The following is a 17,559-nucleotide window of genomic DNA, read 5'->3' as shown; positions in this document are numbered from 1 at the left end:
CAGCCAGGTCTCCCCCATGCCGCGCGCCCCCGCGCGACCTTCCAACAGGTACCCCCATGACCGAACATCACAACTCGCGCCTGCGCCTGGATGTGCGCTTCCGTGAACTGACGGTGCTGCGCACCGAGACCGTCACCCCGCACATGCGCCGCATCGTGCTGGGCGGCGACGACCTGGCCGGCTTCGATTCGCCCGGCGCCGACGACCACATCAAGCTGTTCTTCCCCAACGCCAGCGGCGAGATGGTGCTGCCGGTGCTGACCGCCGAGGGCCGCAGCTACCCCGAGGGCAAGCAGCCTTCGCCGGCACGCGACTACACCCCGCGCTGGTGGGACCACGAAACCGGTGAGCTGGCCATCGACTTCGTGCTGCACGACCAAGGCATTGCCGGGCCGTGGGCCGAGCGCGCACAGGCCGGCGACACGCTGGTGATCGGCGGCCCACGCGGCTCGTTCGTGGTGGCCGACAGCTATGACGCCTACGTGCTGATTGGCGATGAGACCGCGCTGCCGGCCATCGCCCGCTGGCTGGACGTGCTGCCCGAAGGCGCGCAGGTGCAGGCCTACATCGAGGTGGCCGACGAGGACGAGCGCCAGGATCTGCCGCAGTACGAGAACGTGCGCATCCATTGGCTGGAGCGCAACGGCTTCCCGGCCGCCAGCAGCACGCTGCTGGAAGACATGCTGACCGACTTCGAGGTGCCCGAGGGCGATACGTTCTACTGGATCGCCACCGAATCGCGCCGCGCGCGGATGATGCGCAAGTTCATCGAAGGCCACCTGGGCGTGCCGCGCGACTGGATCCGCTCGACCGGTTACTGGAAGGCGCACCCGGACGAACAGGACGGCGATTGACCGCAAAACGGTAGGTGCGGACCGTTGGTCCGCACGCTCTTCTACGGGTAGTGCCGGCCGCTGGCCGGCAACCTCATGACCCTTCGGCGGCATCCTGCAATTGCCGGCCAGCGGCCGGCACTACCAACCGGGGCGCAGCCCCACCCTTCCACCCGAACCGATGCGCGGCCCAGATCTCCAGCGCCAGCAGCAGCGCGATGATCGCCAGCGGCAGCAGCAACCCCAGGTACACACCCGGCATCATGCCGTTGATCTGCGCCTTCACCAGCCGCAGCACGCCGCGCGTATGCAGCAGCTCATCCATGCGCATGGTCAGCGCCTCACGCACCATCTTCGGCTCCAGGCCCACAGTGCCGGCCTTGTCGATCAGCGTGTCTTCCACCATCGCGCGCAGCAACCCGGCGCGCACCTTGCCGATCACCCAGCCCACGCCGCGCGCCATCGGGCCGTTACCCAGACGATCCACGCCGGGCAGCGGATGCTCGCGCAGGTAGATCGCGGCAAGCGAATCGGCAACGTCGCCCACCGTGCCCTGGCTCTGCAGCGCGGCACGCATGCGTTCGTCTTCCAGCGAGGCGGTGAAGCCACTGCTCCACCCTTCCACCATCGTCTGCAGGTGCGGCTGGAAGTGGTCGAGCTGCTTGAACAGCGCGCGGTGCGCGCCGGCGGTGAAGCCCAGTTGCAGGCCGAAGAACGCGACAAGCAACGGCAGCAGCACCACATACGAGGCCAGCAGCCCGTGGTGCCAACGCCGCTGCCGCCGCAGCCAACCGCGTCGATGCAGCCCGCGCCAGACGAAGATGCCCAGCACCAGCCCCAACAGCGTGCCCAGCACGCTGCCGCCGATCAGATCGAGCACGCTCAGGCCGGTCCAGAATTCGCCAAGCCAGTACTGCGCTTCCTGCATGGTGTTGCCTTCCGTGGTTCAGTGCGGCCGCCATGGTAACCGCGACCCGATGCTCGGCTGCTCTCTGCCGCCGGCAGGTGCAGACTGTTGGACAGCCGGCGGGTGCAGACCGTCGGCCAGCCGGTGGGTGCAGACCGTTGGTCCGCCGGTGGGTGCGGACCGTTGGTCCGCACTCCCCCACGCAGTCGCCCGCCAGCGGCCGGCACGACCCGGCAAGCAATGCGACAATCGCACTCCTTTCCTGCAGCAACGAGGCCCACATGGCCAAACTGACCCTGGCCAGCGTGGACACGCTGCGTACCCGCTTCACTGATGATGCCGCCTGCGATGCAGCGCTGTCCGCCTTTGCCGACCCGGCAGCGGCGCGCGCACCGCTGCGTGAGCTGGTCGAGGCACAGCACCGCTACCTGCAGGCCGAACACGAAGTGGCACAGGTGGCCGACATCCTGCGCCGCGACCAGAAGTACGCGCCGGTGGGTCGCCCGTCGGTGCATATCGTGCAGCTGCGCAAGCAGCAGGCAACGACCAAGCAGGCCGCGCTGATCGCCCGCCAGGTAGTGGCGCAGGCGGCGCAGACGTTCGTGCGTGCAAGCGGGTTGGCGGTGAAGGCCAAGCAGAGCCCGAGCGAAGCGTCGGCGGCGTGGCTGGGTACGCTGCGCTGAGCGCCCGTACCCGGTAGTGGCCAACCTTGGTTGGCCTGCGGAGAGCTCGTGCGCCAACCGAGGTCGGCACCTACCAGGTAGTGCCGGCGGCTGGCCGGCAACCTCGGTGTAGTTGGATGCATGCAGATGCCGGCCAGCGGCCGGCACTACCAGACGATCGGGCCACCAATTGATTCGGCAATCGGCCAATCAGGCAATCGAGCGACCCGTCCAGGACGCAGCCAAAAAAGAAGGCCCGCTTTTCAGCGGGCCTTCTGCCTTCTCACGACGAGTGAGCGGGAGGGATCAAGCCGCCGGCTTCTCGCCGGTGGCTTCGGTGGTGATGCGGATCTTCACTTCATCGCTGACGTTCGGGGCGTAGGCGCCGACGCCGAAATCGCTGCGCTTGATCGTGGTGGTGGCATCGAAGCCGGCGGCCGGAACCTTGGCCATCGGGTGCTCGCCGCCGCCGTTGACGGTGACGTCCAGGGTGACCGGCTTGGTGATGTCCTTGATGGTCAGGTCGCCGGTAACGGTCAGCTTGTTGGTGCCGGCCGATTCAACCTTGGTGCTCTTGAAGCTGGCAGCCGGGAACTTGGCAGCGTCGAAGAAGTCGGCGCTCTTCAGGTGCTCGTCGAACTTGGCGGTGAAGCTGTTCAGGCCGCTCAGCGGCAGCTTCACTTCCACGGTGGACTTGGTGACGTCGGTGGCGTCGTACACCAGGGTGCCTTCGGCGTTGCCGAAGTGCGCGCTCGGGTTGGAGAAGCCGAAGTGGCTCCACTGCGCCAGCACGTCGGTGTGGGTCGGGTCGAGCTTGTAGGTGCCCGAGGCGATGGTGATGGCGGCAGCAGCCGGGGCGGCAGCAGCGGCATCGGCGGCCGGGGTGGTGGCAGCCTGTTCGGTGGCGGCCGGGGCAGCAGCATCGGCCGCCGGGGCGGCGGTGTCGGCCGGCTTGGAGCAGGCGGCGATGGCCAGGGTCAGGGCCAGCGGCAGCAGCAGTTTACGGGTGGCGCTCATCTCAGGAACTCTCCGGATCGTAGGGTGGGAACATAGTGCAGCAATGGCCCGCCACGGCGGGCGGGCCCGAAACCGATACAGCGACTTACGCGATGCGCGCCGCTTCGTCGAAGGACAGGCGCGGCAGACGGGGGAACAGGCCCGAATCGTCACCGTACCCCAGGTTGACCAGGAAATTCGACTTGATGCTGGTGCCGGCGAAGAAGGCTTCGTCGACCTTGGCGTTGTCGAAGCCGGACATCGGGCCGGCATCCAGGCCCAGCGCGCGTGCGGCCAGGATCAGGTAAGCGCCCTGCAGGCTGCCGTTGCGGAACGCGCCTTCATGGCGGCCTTCGCGCGGGCCGTCGAACCAGGCCTTGGCGTCGGTGTGCGGGAACAGGTACGGCAGCTTCTCGTGGAAGTCCTGGTCGAAGGCCACGATGACGGTGACCGGGGCAGCCAGGGTCTTGTTGTGGTTGCCTTCGGACAGGGCCGGGGCCAGCTTGGCCTTGGCTTCGGCCGACTTCACGAACACGAAGCGCGCCGGGCTGCCGTTGGCGGCGGTCGGGCCCCACTTCAGCAGGTCGTACAGGGCGTGCAGCTGGGCGTCTTCGACCGGCTTGTCGAGGAAGGCGTTCTGGGTACGGGCAGTGCGGAACAACTGGTCCAGTGCAGCAGCGTCGAGCGCGTGGGACATCGGTGGATCTCCAGGGCGGCTAAGGTCTGTGCCCGCGGGCGGCGCGGGGCGAAACGTCGATCCGCAGTGTAGAGTGTCGCGACTGTTGCAACACCCAGCAGGGCTGAAACGAATTAATGCCAATGGTGAAACGATCGAGCGCGCCTTGGACGGTCACCGACGGCCGTGCCGGCAATGTCCGGCAGGCGGTCGCGCTGGCCTCGGCGCTGCGCCAAGGCACCCACCGCCCCCTGATCCTGCAGCCCCGGGCGCCATGGCGCTGGCTGGCACCGCGGCGCTTGCCCGGTGATGTGCACGGCTACGGCCAAGCCCTGGCAACCCTCGCCGCCGATGCGCCCGCGCTGGCGATCGGCTGTGGCCGCCAGGCCGCCGGCGCGCTGCGCGTACTGCGTGCGCGCGGCAGCCAGGTGGTGCAGATCCTCGACCCGCGCATCGGTTCCCGCCACTGGGACGTGGTGGTGGTGCCCGAACATGACGCGTTGCGCGGCAGCAACGTGCTGACCCTGATCGGCAGCCTGAACCCGGTGGACGATGACTGGCTGGCCTGGGGCCGCGCGGCGTTCGCCAGCTTCAGCACCCTGCCCGGCCCGCGCACCGCGCTGCTGGTGGGTGGCCCGACGCCGCTGGCGCCGTGGGACGAAACCGCGATGGTGCATGTGTTCCAAGCATTGGCCGAGCAGATCCGCAGCGAGGGCGGCAGCCTGCTGGCGACGACGTCGCGGCGCACGCCGCCGGCCTTGGCCGAGATCCTGCGCGCGAAGTTCGCCGATCTGCCGCATGTGATCTGGGGCGATGGCGGCGATGGCGTGAACCCGTATGCCGGCCTGCTCGGCTGGGCCAACCGGGTGGTGGTGTCGCCCGATTCGGTGAACCTGTTGTCCGAGGCCAGCGCCACCCGCATGCCGGTGATGGTGGCCCTGGCCGATACCGCACAGGGACGGTTGGCGCGCTTCCAGCAGCAGCTGCGCGAGCGCGGGCGTCTGCAGCCGCGTTGGCTGGACTGGCAGTACGACCGCATCGAACCGCTGCGCGAAACCACGCGGATTGCCGCCGAGGTCAAAGCGCGCCTGGCATCACGGTAGTGCCGGCCGCTGGCCGGCAACCAGGTGCACGTGGCCGAAGATCATGGGGTTGCCGGGCAGCGGCCGGCACGACCCCCTCCAGCGTTTTTTGAACATTTCGATCCCGCAGCGCGGTTAGAGTCCAGCCTCCCCCTCGGACTGGACGTCCCCCATGCGTACCCTGCTTCTGCTGCCGCTGGCCCTGCTGGCCGCCTGCTCCACCACCCCTACCGAACTGGACCCGCTCTCGCACGCCTGCCAGCAGCAACTGGATGCCTACCGCGAGCAGCCGGCCCTGCGCAATCCGCGCAACGAGCGCCCGCCGTTGCCGATCGCGCCGATCAGCGATGCGTGCGACAAGGAACTGCGGCGCAAGGGCGTGGAGCGCTGATTCCAGCGATGCGGGTATGATCGGCGCGCGGGCCTGCCCGCGTCTGGAGCGGTATACATGGAACGTCTGCATCGCCTGCGCTGCGCCCTGCTGCTGTCGATGGGCCTGCTGGCCACCGTGCCGGCATGGGCCGACAGCGGCACCTGCCGCGAGCGCTACCCCAGCGTGGCCGCGCAGGCGGCGATGTTCGATGTGGCGTGGACCACGGCCGAGCGCCTGGATGCGCTGCCCGACGTGGACGTGGTGATCGCCGCGCGTGGCGGCCAGGACCTGAGCCGCTACGGCCTGCGCCACAGCCACCTGGCCTTCCTGCTGCGCGAGGACGACGGCCGCTGGCGTGCGATGCACCTGCTCAACCGCTGCAAGACCGACAGCTCGCAGCTGTACCGCGAGGGCCTGGGCAATTTCGTCGGTGAAAGCGGCACCCATACCGATCTGCGCATCGGCGTGCCGCCCCCGGCGTTGCAGGCTGCACTGAAGCGGATGCTGGCAGCGCCGGCGATCCAGCCCAAGGCGCTGCACGAATCGAACTACAACGTGGTGGCCTATCCGTTCGCTACCGACTTCCAGAATTCCAACCAGTGGATCCTGGAAGTGCTGGCCGCAGCGATGGCGCAGGCCGAAGGGGGCCCGGTCATCGTCAAGCGCGAACAGGCACAGCAATGGCTGCGCGCGCAGAAGTACCAGCCCAGCGTGCTGCATATCGGCCTGGGCAAGCGCGTGGGTGCGCGCTTGTTCGTGGCCAACGCCACCACCACCGACCATCCGGCCAGCGAACGCATTTCCGGCAACTACTCGGTGGTGACGGTGGAATCGGTATTCGACTTCCTGCACCAGCGCAGCCAGCTGCAGCAGGAACTGACCATTGCGCATGCGACGGCCGACACTGCCGCCGCTGCGCCCTGACCTGACAAGGAGAAGATGATGCGCAACCTGCAGTTTTCCGCGTTGGCCGTGCTTCTGTGCGGCAGCCTGTTGTCTGCAGCGCCGGCACATGCCGAGCGCCGCATCGTGATCATCCAGAACAGCGTGCCCGAGGGGCCGAGCCTGGAGATGTCCGCGCCGATGGTGGAACGGGCGCGCGCAGCCGCGGCTGGGGAAACCAACGATGGGGGCATGCCCCCCGGCCAGGGCCCGCGGGTGACGCTGCCGCAGATGCAGGTCAGCGCCATCTCCACCACCGTCGATGGCCGCCGTGAAGTGCTGCTGCAGGACCCCGCCAACCCGCAGAACACCGCGTCCATGCAATGGCCCAAGCGCCCCGGTGACCCGGCCGTGCAGTTCAACGTGGGCCAGACCGTGAATTTCGAGCCTGCTGAATCGGGCAACGGCTGGCGGGTGAGCGACAACCAGGGCCGGCCGCTGGAATACCTGCCCGAAGCCACCGGTCCGCGCGACATTTTCGATACGCAGCGCTGAGCCGCTGCCTTCACCCTGACCAGGAGGTCACCATGCTTCGTTCCCTGCGCGCCCCCGCCGCCGCCCTGCTGCTCTCGGCCCTGACGGTGCCGACCGTGCACGCTGGTGCCGCCCCGCACATCAACAGCGGCCAGGCCAGCGTGCTGGTCACTTCGCTGATCGTGGTGTCGGTTCCGCTGGCCACCTCGATGGGCCTGGCCGCGCTGTCCAAGGCGCCGTTCAAGGCCAGCGAGCGCAATGGCCGGGTGGCCGAGCGCACCCCTGCGGTACCGCTGCCGCCGATGGAAGTGAAGCAGGTGGCGACCACCGCCGCTGGCGAGCGCCAGGTGCAGCTGCAGGTGCCGGACAAGGCCGACCAGACCGCCACCCTGCAGTGGCCGGCGATCGAGGGCGAAGACCCGGTGGCCGGTTTCGTGGTCGGCCAGCAGGTGCGCTTCGACCCGACCGATGCCGGTGCCGGCTGGACAGTGAAGAACAGTGACGGCAAGGCCCTGGCCTATGTGCCGACCGCCTATGCCGCCGGCGACGCGCTGAGCGAGCAGCTGTAAAACTGAACGGCCGTTTTTGGCTTTGCGGCGGGCCGGGCGGATAATGGGCGATCCCTTTTGTCCCCTGGCTCGCCATGTCCGTGCGTCCTGCGCCTGTTTTTGCCCCGTTGACCGCCCGCGCCCTGGTGCTGGCGGTGCTGGCCATGGGCGCGGTGGTGCTGCTGTCCAACGTGCTGGTGCAGTACCCGATCAATGACTGGCTGACCTGGGGTGCTTTCAGCTACCCGGTGGCCTTTCTGGTCAGCAACCTGATCAACCGCCGCTTCGGCCCGGGCCCGGCCCGCCGCGTGGCGTGGATCGGATTTGCGGTGGCGGTGCTGCTGTCGGTGTGGGTGGCGACGCCGCGCATTGCGATCGCCTCGTGCTCGGCCTTCATCGTGGCCCAGTTGCTGGACATCACCGTATTCGATCGCCTGCGCCGCGGCAGCTGGTGGCGCGCACCGATGGTGGCCACCACCTGCAGCGCCACGGTGGACACCACGATCTTCTGGTCGATCGCCTTCGCCGGTTCCACCCTGCCGTGGGTGAGCTGGGCGGCGGGCGACCTGGCTGTGAAGCTGGCGATCGGCGTGTGCCTGCTGGCCCCGTTCCGCGCGCTGCTGTGGAAGATGGCGCCGCTGCGTACAGCGGGCTGACCGCCTCACCGGTGGATGCCAACCTTGGTTGGCACACTCTCTGAACCCGGTGGGTGCCGACCGTTGGTCGGCGCACTCTCTGAACCCGGTAGCTGCCAACCTTGGTTGGCGCACTCTCTGAACCCGGTGGGTGCCGACCGTTGGTCGGCACGCTTCTTCAGGGTTCATCGCAGCTGAGGGATTGTGCCGACCAACGGTCGGCACCTACCAATGAAAAGCCATCGCCAGACCATTGATCTGGTGGGTGCCACGGTCGGCACCTACCCAAAGCTGCTACCGCCATTGCAAGAACTCAGGCGAACGGCAGCTCCGCGGCGATGCACGCGGCGCGGATCGCCGCACACGCCTCTTCGATGGCCGGCGTCGTCGGTGCCAAGCGCGGCCGGCGATCCAGCGTGCAGGCCAGCCCGACCTCCAGCAGCGTGGCATGCGCGCGATGCAGGGCCTGTGCGGTGGCTTCGGGCAGGAACTCCGCCGCCGCCAGCGCGTCGATCAATGCAGGCGTGGCACGCGGCTGCAGCAATGCAGGGATTTGCGCACTGCATGCCAGCACGCCGGTCTGCAGCAGGAATTCCAGGTCGACCACGCCACCCGCGCCCTGCTTCAAATCGAGTCGCGCGGCATCGCTGCGGTCCAGTTCGGTGCGCATGCGTCCGCGCATCTTCACCACATCGGCATACAGCGTTGCGCGATCACGTTCGCGACCCAGGGTCTGCGCACGTACCTGTTCGAAATCCTGCAGCAGGCTGGCATCGCCGGCCACGCCGCGTGCGCGCACCAGCGCCTGGTGCTCCCAGGTCCATGCGCGATCGCGCTGGTACTCGGTGTAGCTGGCCAGCGAAGACACCAGCGAGCCCTTGCCACCATCCGGACGCAGGCGCACGTCGATGTCGTACAGGCGGCCGGCGGCGGTGACCGCAGCCAGCAGCGCCATCACCTTCTGGGCCAGGCGCGCATACCAGCGGCCCGGCTCAAGCGGGCGCGCGCCGTCACTGGCTTCCACACCCGGCGGGTGATCGTGCAGGAACACCAGGTCCAGATCCGAGCCGAAACCCAGCTCCAGGCCGCCCAGGCTGCCGTAACCAATGATCGCGAAGCGGCCGCCGGCGATAGCGCCGTGCGCGGCGTGCATATCGGCCTCGGCCATCGCCAACACGGTGATGACTACCGCCTGCGCCAGTTCGGCCAGTTGCCGGGTGCTGTCGACCGCGCCCTGGCGGCCATCCAGCGTGGCCATGGCCATGCGGAAGCTCAACGCCAGGCGAGTTTCATTGAGCCAGCGCAGCTGCGATTCGGGATCTTCCACCGGCAGCACCTGCCGGCATTCGGCCAGCATGCCGGCGGCGTCGGGCATCGGCCCGGACACGCGTACGTCCAGCAGTTCGTCCAGCAGCAGCGGATACGCGGCCAGGCGCTCGGCCAGCAGCGCGCTGCGTGCCAGCACGTCGACCAGTCGCGCGAGCGCGCTGGGCTGTTCGTCCAGCAGCGCCAGGTAGCTGGTACGGCGCAGCACTGCCTGCAGCAGGCCGAGCACGCGCTTGAGTGCGGCATCGGGCTGCGGTGAACGGGTGGCGGCGTGCAGCAGTGCCGGCAGTACGCGGTCCAGGCGCGCACGCGCCGCATCGGACAGCGACTTCACGCCCGTGCCCTGGGCGAAATCGCGCAGTGACTGATCGGCGCCATTGGCATCGAGGAAACCGGCCTCGGCCAGCAGCGGCGCGTTGCTGCCTTCGGGCAGGCTGCGCCAGTAGTTGGCCAGCGCATCCGGCGCTGCCTGGCCCTTGCGTGGTGCCAGCAGCGCACCGAACTCGGTACTGACGCGCTGCTGCTGCACACGCAGTGCGTCGCGCAGCGCATCCCAATCGGCATAGCCGAGGCCGACGGCAATCCGCTCGCGATCCAGCGCATCGCTGGGCAGCACATGGGTCTGCGCATCGCGCAGCATCTGCAAGCGGTTTTCCAGCCGGCGCAGGAACAGATAGGCCTCGCGCAGTGCGGCGCCATCATCGCGGGCGATCTGCCCCGCAGCCACCAGGGCATCCAGCGCGACCAGCAACCGCCGCTCACGCAGCACCGGCTCACGGCCACCGCGAATGAGCTGCAGCGCTTGGCACAGGAATTCGATCTCGCGGATGCCACCGGCACCGCGCTTGATGTCGTCGTGCATCTCGCGCCGGGCGACTTCTGCAGTGATAGCCGCCTTCATCTCGCGCAGGCCGTCGAGCGCGGTGAAATCGAGGTAGCGGCGGTACACGAACGGACGCAGGGTCTGCAGCCAGGCCTCGCCAGCGGCGATATCGCCCGCCACCGCACGCGCCTTCAACCAGGCATAGCGCTCCCAGTCACGGCCTTCGCGCTGGAAGTACTGATCCATCGCAGCGAATGACAGCGCGACACGGCCCGCGCTACCGAACGGGCGCAGGCGCAGGTCGACGCGATGGCTGAAGCCATCGACGGTGGTTTCATCCAGCAGCTTGGCCAAGCGCTGGCCGAGGCGGGCGAAGTACTCTTCGGCCGCCAGCGCACGCGGACCGTCGGATTCACCGCCCTGCACGTAGGCGTAGACCAGATCGACATCGGAACTGAAGTTGAGCTCGCCACCGCCCAGCTTGCCCAGCCCGAACACCACCAGCTGCTGCGGTTGGCCGTGGTCATCGGTGATCACCCCGTGGCGCTGGGCGAACTCCTGCTGCAGGGCGTCCAGCGCCAAGCGCAGGCAGTCCTCGGCCAACGCGGTAGCGCCCGCCAGAGTCTGCGGCACGTCATCCAGCCCGGCCAGGTCGCGCCAGATCAAGCGGGTGGACATCGCCGTGCGCCAGCGTCGCAGTTGTGCCGGCCAGTCGCTGGGCTGCAGCGGGTCGAGCACCGGCGCCGGCAGCGGCGGGCAGCCCGGCGCGGCCAGCTGCGCCAGCAGGCCGGGCTGGCGCACCAGGGTGTCCAGGGCGAAGTCGCTGCTGATGGCCAGCTGCACCAGCAGCGGCTGCAGTTCGGCCGGGATGGGATCGGGCACTGCCTGGGCCAGGCGCGCCAGCGCGCGGTGGACGAGGGGCTGCAGGGTGGCGGGCAATTCGGCGGGGGCGAGGGTCATGCACTGATTCTCGCGGGGTCGCATCCCTTTGCCAACGGCGAAGGGCTGTGACCGCTTGCTGCGATATCGCCGAAGGTTGCTGGGGTTGCCGGCCAGCGGCCGGCACTACCGAAAATGGAATCCGCGCATTCATCTTGGGCGACAGGCAATAAAAAAGCCCGCTTGCAGCGAACTGCCAGCGGGCTCTGCTCCCTCCCCCACGTCGGGATGCAGGGCCATCGTGCGGTGTACGAAAGTACTTTGCACGCTGCACTGCAAAACAAAACTGACGGGTATGGGAGAGGCCTTGCCGGAAACACCATTCCACGAAGGTAGAACCCCCCGTACGGCAGGGGATGGCCGATAATCGGGATTCCCCCCAGAAACGCTGTCGTCATGACTGTTGATCGCATCGCCAACGCGCGTCTTCGTGACCGCGTGGTCTCCGCCGAGGCCGCAGCCGCGCTGATCCAGCCCGGTGAAACCGTGGCCATGAGCGGCTTTACCGGCTCCGGTTACCCCAAGGCCGTTCCCGTTGAGCTGGCCCGCCGCATCGAATCGGTGCATGCCCAGGGCCTGCCCTTCCAGATCAGCCTGATGACCGGCGCCTCCACCGCGCCGGAACTCGATGGCGCGCTGGCCAAGGCCGATGGCATCGCCATGCGCATGCCGTTCCAGAGCGACCCGGATGCGCGCAACCGCATCAACGAGGGCAAGCTGGATTACATCGACATCCACCTCAGCCACGTCGCCCAGCACGTCTGGTTCGGCTTCTACGGCGAGATCGATACCGCCGTGGTCGAGGTCTCGGCGATCCGCGAGGATGGCTCGCTGGTGCCGTCCACCTCGCTGGGCAACAACAAGACCTGGCTGGACCTGGCCAAGAAGGTGATCATCGAGGTCAACGAGTGGCAGCCGGCCGGCGTGGACGGCATGCATGACATCTACTACGGCACCGCGCTGCCGCCGCACCGCAAGCCGATTCCGCTGGTCAATGCCAACGACCGCATCGGCGAGACCGCGCTGCGCTGCGACCCGGACAAGATCGTGGCCGTGGTGCGCACCAATGGCCCGGACCGAAACAGCCCGTTCAGTCCGATCGATGCGACCAGCGAGCAGATTGCCGCGCACCTGATCGAGTTCCTGCAGCACGAAGTGAAACGCGGCCGCCTGCCGGCCAACCTGCTGCCGCTGCAGTCGGGCGTGGGCAACATCCCCAATGCGGTGCTGGCCGGCCTGGCCAAGAGTGGTTTCCGCGACCTGGCCGCGTTCACCGAAGTGATCCAGGACGGCATGCTCGACCTGCTGCGCGACGGCGTGCTGAGCTATGCCTCGTGCACCGGCTTCGCACTGAGCCCGCAGGCCAACGAGACGTTCAAGGAGAACATCGATTTCTACCGCGAGCGCATCATCATGCGCACGCAGGAAATCTCCAACCATCCGGAACTGGTGCGCCGCCTGGGCTGCATCGGCATGAACGGCATGATCGAGGTGGACATCTACGGCAACGTCAATTCCACGCACGTGATGGGCACGCGGATCATGAACGGCATCGGCGGTTCGGGCGACTTCGCGCGCAATGGCTTCCTGTCTGCGTTCCTGAGCCCGTCGACGGCGAAGAACGGCACCATTTCGGCGATCGTGCCGATGGCCAGCCATGTCGACCACACCGAGCACGACGTGTCGGTGATCGTGACCGAACAGGGCCTGGCCGATCTGCGTGGCCTGACCCCGCGCAAGCGCGCGCAGGTGCTGATCGACAACTGCGCGCACCCGGATTTCCGCGCGCAGCTGCAGGACTACTTCGACCGCGCCAGCCGCGAGAGCTACGGCAAGCACACCCCGCACCTGCTGCCGGAGGCGCTGTCGTGGCACCAGCGGTGGCTGGATACGGGCACCATGAAAGCCTGAGTATTGCCGGTTCGCCGGGCATGGCCCGGCGCTACCCCGCATCGCAACTTGGTAGCGCCGGGCCATGCCCGGCGGTGTTCCGCATCGCACCTTGGTAGCGCCGGGCCATGCCCGGCGGGTGTGCCGCATCAGGTGCGCAGGCTCGCCAGCGATTCGGCCTGGATGCGCTCGTAGATCTCGAACTCATCGTTCACCGCCGCGCCCAGCGCCTGTTCGAAGGCCTCGCGATTGGCATGGGCGGCGTACGCGCGCTGCTCACCGCCGCCCAGGTTCGACTGGAAGATGCCTGCGGCGCTGACCGGCAGGAAGTCCTCGTAGACGATCGGATCGGCCGTGGCCAGGCCCGCAGCAACCAGCACTTCGGCCGGCAGATCGGCCACGCGCTCCGGCGCGGCGCGGCCAGCGTCGGTCAGCTGGTAGCGGTAATACCCCAGGCCTTCCTGGCGCAGGGTGTCGTGGTCATCCGGGAAGCTGGCGAACACCGCCTGCAGGCGCTGCCCATAGTCGCCACCGGTGCTGCCCGCGCCGTCGGCATCGCGCGCCTGCGTCAGCAGCTGGTCGTACAGCGCGCGGCCCTTGGCGGTCAGCGCCAGGCCACGCTGCTCGATCTCGCCGAAGCGCGCGGTATGGGTACCGGCGTCGCCGCCTTCGTTGCCCGGGAAGTGCACCGCCTCTTCCAGCGCCTTGAAGCTGGTCTGCCGCAGCAGGATCGGGCAGGCGCGGCGCGGCGGGCCCTCGATCACCGCCTTGGCGGCCATGCCGTGCTCGATCATCGCCACCTGCGCAGCGTCGATGTCCAGCGTGCGCGGGGTCAGGTGGTTGATGTGCGGGCCACGGAAGCTGACCACGTCGGCCACCAGCCGGTGCGCCTTGTGCAGGGCATGGTAGGTCGGCAGGTCGACGGTGGCGTCGCCATGCCAGCGGAAGGTTTCCAGCGCCTGTTCGACGAAGCGCTCGGCATCGGCCTGGGTCAGGCCACCGTCACGCTCGGCCTGGTCGATCAGCGCCAGTGCGTCGTCGGTGAAGATGCGGCGGCGGGCGAGGATCTCGGCCGACTGTGCGCGTAGCGCCTCGTCTTCGATCAGCTCCAGGCGCAGCAGCGAGGTGAACACGCGGAACGGGTTCAGTGCCAGCGCAGCGGCGGTCAGCGGGCGGAAGGCGGTGGAATGCACCGGCACGCCGGCCACCGACAGATCGTAGTAGCCCACCGGGTACATGCCCATCACCGCGAACAGGCGGCGCAGGGTTGCCAGTTCCTGCGGGGTACCGACGCGGATCGCGCCGTGGCGTTCTTCATCCAGGCGGGCACGCTCGTCGTTGCGCAGCAGCTGCGCGGCCAGCGCCGGGTCCTGCGCCAGGTTCTGCGTGTTGATCCGCTCCACCAGTTCCACCAGCGTGCCGTACAACGGCACTTCGGTGCGGTACATGCGGGACATGGCCTGGGCGAACAGGCGGCGGATCACATCAGGCGAAACGAAAGAGGCGCTCATCAGTCACTCGATTACGGGAACGGGGAACAGCTCGGACCCGTATTGTCGCCGGAGCGCGCGGCGGCGGCGATACGCAGAGCAACATGAAGAACATCGGTAGCGCCGGGCCATGCCCGGCGAATCCCAGGGCCGCGCTGCGCGCTCGCCGGGCGTGGCCCGGCGCTACTGCTTCAACTGGCGCTTCAGCGTGGCATCGAGGGTGATCGGCCGATCCCAGTGCTCGTAACTGGCCACGATGGCGTGGCGAACGGCCCGGTAGTGCAGGTTCTGCGGCTTGGCCGGCATCCGCTTCACCACCTCGGCCCAGCCGCCCTCGGGGTCCTGGCTGAAGGCGCGCACGCTGTCGCGGCAGGTCTGGCTACTGGCCTTGGCCCAGAAACAGGCGAAATAGATGTCGCCGGCCTGCCACCGGTGGGTGGTGGCCAGCGCGGCGATGTAACCGCGCGGTACACCGGCATAGCGCGATACCTCGTCGAGGAAGGCATCGGGGTAACGCTCGGCGTAGTGGTTGATGTCGGCCAGCTGGGTGTCGACCCAGGCATCGCCGGTATCCACCTCATAGGTCGCCGAACGTTCGGCGGTCTGCTGCGCCAGCACGATGGCCGGCGCCAGCAGCAGGGACAACAGCAGGGCGCGCAGTGGCAGTTTCATGCTTCGATTCTGCCGCAGCGGCCGCGCCGTGTCAGGCCGCGGCAGCGGCCTTGGCCTCGATCGTCGCCAGCGCCGCCGGCCAGTCCCAGGCGGTATCGGCGTTGACCATGCGTGGTTCGTCGTCAGCCACGCCGTGCTGGGTCTCGTGCGCCCAGGTCACCGCGTACGGGGTGTGGATACCCCAGCCGCCGAGGGTGATCACCGGTTCGATGTCCGAGCGCAGCGAATTGCCGACCATCACGAACTGCTGCATCGGCAGGTCGAACTCGGCCAGCACGCGGGCATAGGTTTCTGGGTCCTTCTCGGACACGATCTCGATGCGCGGGAACAGGTCCGCCAGCGCCGCGACCTTGATCTTGGCTTCCTGGTGGAACAGGTCGCCCTTGGTGATCAGCACCACCGGGTACCGCGCGGCGATGGCCGCCACCGACTCGCGTACGCCGTCGATCAGTTCGACCGGATGGCGCAGGGTGTCATGGCCGATGTCGAGGATGCGCTGGATGTCCTTGGCTTCGATCCGCTGCGAGGTGATCTCGATGGCCGCTTCGATCATCGACAGCGTCATGCTCTTCACCCCGTAGCCGAACACGCCGAGGTGGCGCTGCTGCACTTCCAGCAGGTGGCGGGCGGTCTGGGTGTCGTGGACGTCGATGTAGCGCGACAGCAGGTCCAGGTAATCCTGCTCGGCCTTGCGGTAGTAGTCCTCGCTCTTCCACAGCGTGTCGTCACCGTCAAAACCGACCAGGCCGATGGCGCGCGAGGGCGCAGGCGTGGAGGTGTTCATCGCCCTAGGATACAGGCGCGGCGATGACGAAAAAAACCCGGGTGGCCGAAGCCACCCGGGTTGCCCATGCACCGGTTGTCCCGAATTCAACCGTGGATCAGCGACCCTGGCCCGCGGCCGTGCCACCCGCGCCGGCACCCGCCTGCTGGGCGGCCACGTAGGCCTTGTACTCGTCGGCGCTCAACTGGCCGTCCTTGTTGGCATCAGCCTGGTCGAACACCTGCGCAAGGCCCGCATTCACCTGCGACTCGCTCTTGCTGATGGTGCCGTTGCCATCGGTATCGATGCTGGCCCACGTCTGGCCACCGCCGTTGGCCTGCGCCGAGGCTGCTGCGGCCGCGTCGGTAGCCTGGTCGGCCGCCTGGCCGGCCTGTGCCGCCGCCTGCTGGGCCTGCGCCGCTTCGTTCTGTGCATGCGCGGCCTGCTGCTTGGCCGACTGCGCCATCGCCGGGATGGCCAACACGCTGCCGGCGGCGACGATCAGGGCGATCAGGGGCTTGCGGTTGCGAATAGTCATCTGGGGTGTCTCCTGAAGGGTGGTAGTGCGCGGTCGTTGTCTCCGCACGGCACCTACCCTGCCACCGCGTTTCTGAATCGATTTTGCGCCGCGATTCCCTCGAACACGCATGGTTAACCACTGGCGCAGACGCATGCGTTAGCGCGATGGTTAGTGCGAAGTGAGCAGGTAGTAAGACGAGCATTCAGCGCTGCAGGATTTAACCGGCAGCGAACGAAAAACCTGCGTCAGTCGACGGTTTTTTCCGATGACCGCGAACTGAACAACACCCATCCCAATGCAACACCGGAGAGCGCACCGGCGATCTCCAGCACCACGCGGCTGCCCAGTTCGTTCGGATCGTGGATGGTGGACAGGAACAGGCGCGCATACAGCGGCGACTCCAGCCGCACGATGCCCATGTAGAACAGCTTCCAGGCGTCGATGCCGGCGGAGATGATCACCGCGATCACGCACGACCAGCCGATCGCATGGCCCACGGTCCAGTGCAGCACCCGGCACAGGTGGTGCCACAGGAAATACACCAGCAGGCCGACCAGCAGGGCGATGAGACCCGCCTCGAGCGTACCGAACAGGCCGAAATGCAGGGGAAGGTTCATCAGGCGGGGACGCAGGAGAAGGCGGCCAGTGTAAGGGGTATCGGCAGGGCTGCGCTCTGGTACGCGCCATCGCATACGCGCTGTCGCTCCCACGCTTACCAGCTTCCACACCCCCGCCGCTTCGCGGCCGCCCCCTGACTCAGGGGGCTCTTCCCCAGACGAGTACCGGCGGCTTCAGTAGATCCACGCCATGCGTGGATGGATTTCCATCGAATCGAATATTTCGACAATTGAACGAAGAGCATCCACGCGTGGCGTGGATCTACGTGTCGACCAAGGTCGACACCCACCAGGAGCACGCCAAGCCATTCCGACAGATCGCGGAAATCTGTCGAAGGCGGGGTGGGTCCGGTTGCGGGGGCGTGAGCCGCATGGATGCGGCGACCGAGCT

General features: G+C 67.9%; 18 protein-coding genes. 9 read left to right on the top strand and 9 right to left on the bottom strand.

The features are described from left to right. The first annotated feature begins 56 nt into the window (after nt 1–56). Nucleotides 57–854, top strand: coding sequence for a siderophore-interacting protein (locus CLM74_RS02010; RefSeq protein ID WP_025878209.1), 798 nt, complete (start codon nt 57–59; stop codon nt 852–854). 73 nt (nt 855–927) lie between these two features. On the opposite strand, the gene CLM74_RS02005 is transcribed toward CLM74_RS02010, so the two are convergent. Continuing rightward, nucleotides 928–1,761 (bottom strand): hypothetical protein, encoded by an 834-nt coding sequence (locus CLM74_RS02005; protein WP_105163319.1) that lies wholly within the window; start codon nt 1,759–1,761, stop codon nt 928–930. A gap of 260 nt (nt 1,762–2,021) precedes the next feature. Here CLM74_RS02005 and CLM74_RS02000 point away from each other — a divergent pair, with 260 nt between their 5' ends. Continuing rightward, entirely contained in the window at nt 2,022–2,423 is a 402-nt protein-coding gene (locus CLM74_RS02000) for a hypothetical protein (RefSeq protein WP_093820972.1), read from the top strand. 285 nt (nt 2,424–2,708) lie between these two features. Here CLM74_RS02000 and CLM74_RS01995 read toward each other — a convergent pair whose 3' ends face one another. Then, nucleotides 2,709–3,419, bottom strand: coding sequence for a YceI family protein (locus CLM74_RS01995; protein ID WP_025878214.1), 711 nt, complete (start codon nt 3,417–3,419; stop codon nt 2,709–2,711). A gap of 85 nt (nt 3,420–3,504) precedes the next feature. Further along, nucleotides 3,505–4,095, bottom strand: a complete 591-nt coding sequence (locus CLM74_RS01990; protein ID WP_025878215.1) for a malonic semialdehyde reductase — start codon at nt 4,093–4,095, stop codon at nt 3,505–3,507. Between the two features lie 122 nt (nt 4,096–4,217). Here CLM74_RS01990 and CLM74_RS01985 point away from each other — a divergent pair, with 122 nt between their 5' ends. From CLM74_RS01985 to CLM74_RS01960, 6 genes are all read left to right on the top strand, one after another. Further along, on the top strand, nt 4,218–5,177 hold the full coding sequence (locus CLM74_RS01985) for a mitochondrial fission ELM1 family protein (protein ID WP_025878217.1): 960 nt from the start codon (nt 4,218–4,220) through the stop codon (nt 5,175–5,177). Nucleotides 5,178–5,328: 151 nt separating this feature from the next. Continuing rightward, on the top strand, nt 5,329–5,547 hold the full coding sequence (locus CLM74_RS01980; protein ID WP_032975596.1) for a hypothetical protein: 219 nt from the start codon (nt 5,329–5,331) through the stop codon (nt 5,545–5,547). 57 nt (nt 5,548–5,604) lie between these two features. Next, complete coding sequence (locus CLM74_RS01975; RefSeq protein ID WP_099782573.1) at nt 5,605–6,453, top strand: DUF2145 domain-containing protein; 849 nt, start codon at nt 5,605–5,607, stop codon at nt 6,451–6,453. A gap of 18 nt (nt 6,454–6,471) precedes the next feature. After that, complete coding sequence (locus CLM74_RS01970; RefSeq protein WP_105163318.1) at nt 6,472–6,966, top strand: hypothetical protein; 495 nt, start codon at nt 6,472–6,474, stop codon at nt 6,964–6,966. A gap of 32 nt (nt 6,967–6,998) precedes the next feature. Continuing rightward, on the top strand, nt 6,999–7,514 hold the full coding sequence (locus CLM74_RS01965; RefSeq protein ID WP_025878222.1) for a hypothetical protein: 516 nt from the start codon (nt 6,999–7,001) through the stop codon (nt 7,512–7,514). A 74-nt stretch (nt 7,515–7,588) separates the two neighbouring features. Next, entirely contained in the window at nt 7,589–8,149 is a 561-nt protein-coding gene (locus CLM74_RS01960; protein ID WP_025878224.1) for a queuosine precursor transporter, read from the top strand. Between the two features lie 292 nt (nt 8,150–8,441). On the opposite strand, the gene glnE is transcribed toward CLM74_RS01960, so the two are convergent. After that, nucleotides 8,442–11,237 carry a bifunctional [glutamate--ammonia ligase]-adenylyl-L-tyrosine phosphorylase/[glutamate--ammonia-ligase] adenylyltransferase gene (glnE, locus tag CLM74_RS01955; RefSeq protein ID WP_105163317.1) on the bottom strand — a complete coding sequence of 932 codons (2,796 nt, stop codon included), beginning with the start codon at nt 11,235–11,237 and terminating at the stop codon, nt 8,442–8,444. 375 nt (nt 11,238–11,612) lie between these two features. Here glnE and CLM74_RS01950 point away from each other — a divergent pair, with 375 nt between their 5' ends. After that, nucleotides 11,613–13,127, top strand: coding sequence for an acetyl-CoA hydrolase/transferase family protein (locus CLM74_RS01950; protein WP_080150722.1), 1,515 nt, complete (start codon nt 11,613–11,615; stop codon nt 13,125–13,127). Between the two features lie 128 nt (nt 13,128–13,255). Here CLM74_RS01950 and CLM74_RS01945 read toward each other — a convergent pair whose 3' ends face one another. From CLM74_RS01945 to CLM74_RS01925, 5 genes are all read right to left on the bottom strand, one after another. Further along, the gene (locus CLM74_RS01945; RefSeq protein ID WP_105163316.1) at nt 13,256–14,617 is read right to left on the bottom strand and encodes a VOC family protein; all 1,362 of its coding nucleotides are present in this window, start codon (nt 14,615–14,617) and stop codon (nt 13,256–13,258) included. Nucleotides 14,618–14,779: 162 nt separating this feature from the next. Beyond that, nucleotides 14,780–15,268, bottom strand: a complete 489-nt coding sequence (locus CLM74_RS01940) for a hypothetical protein (protein WP_105163315.1) — start codon at nt 15,266–15,268, stop codon at nt 14,780–14,782. A gap of 31 nt (nt 15,269–15,299) precedes the next feature. Next, nucleotides 15,300–16,052, bottom strand: a complete 753-nt coding sequence (locus CLM74_RS01935; protein ID WP_025878231.1) for an HAD family hydrolase — start codon at nt 16,050–16,052, stop codon at nt 15,300–15,302. A 97-nt stretch (nt 16,053–16,149) separates the two neighbouring features. Further along, nucleotides 16,150–16,569 carry an EF-hand domain-containing protein gene (locus CLM74_RS01930; protein ID WP_025878233.1) on the bottom strand — a complete coding sequence of 140 codons (420 nt, stop codon included), beginning with the start codon at nt 16,567–16,569 and terminating at the stop codon, nt 16,150–16,152. A 227-nt stretch (nt 16,570–16,796) separates the two neighbouring features. After that, complete coding sequence (locus tag CLM74_RS01925) at nt 16,797–17,168, bottom strand: hypothetical protein (protein WP_105163314.1); 372 nt, start codon at nt 17,166–17,168, stop codon at nt 16,797–16,799. Nucleotides 17,169–17,559: the final 391 nt, after the last annotated feature.

Source organism: Stenotrophomonas sp. MYb57 (assembly GCF_002966815.1).
GTDB classification, from domain to species: Bacteria; Pseudomonadota; Gammaproteobacteria; order Xanthomonadales; family Xanthomonadaceae; genus Stenotrophomonas; species Stenotrophomonas indicatrix.
The sequence above is the reverse complement of the archived record's forward strand: the minus strand, read 5'-3'. Positions and strand labels throughout refer to the sequence as shown.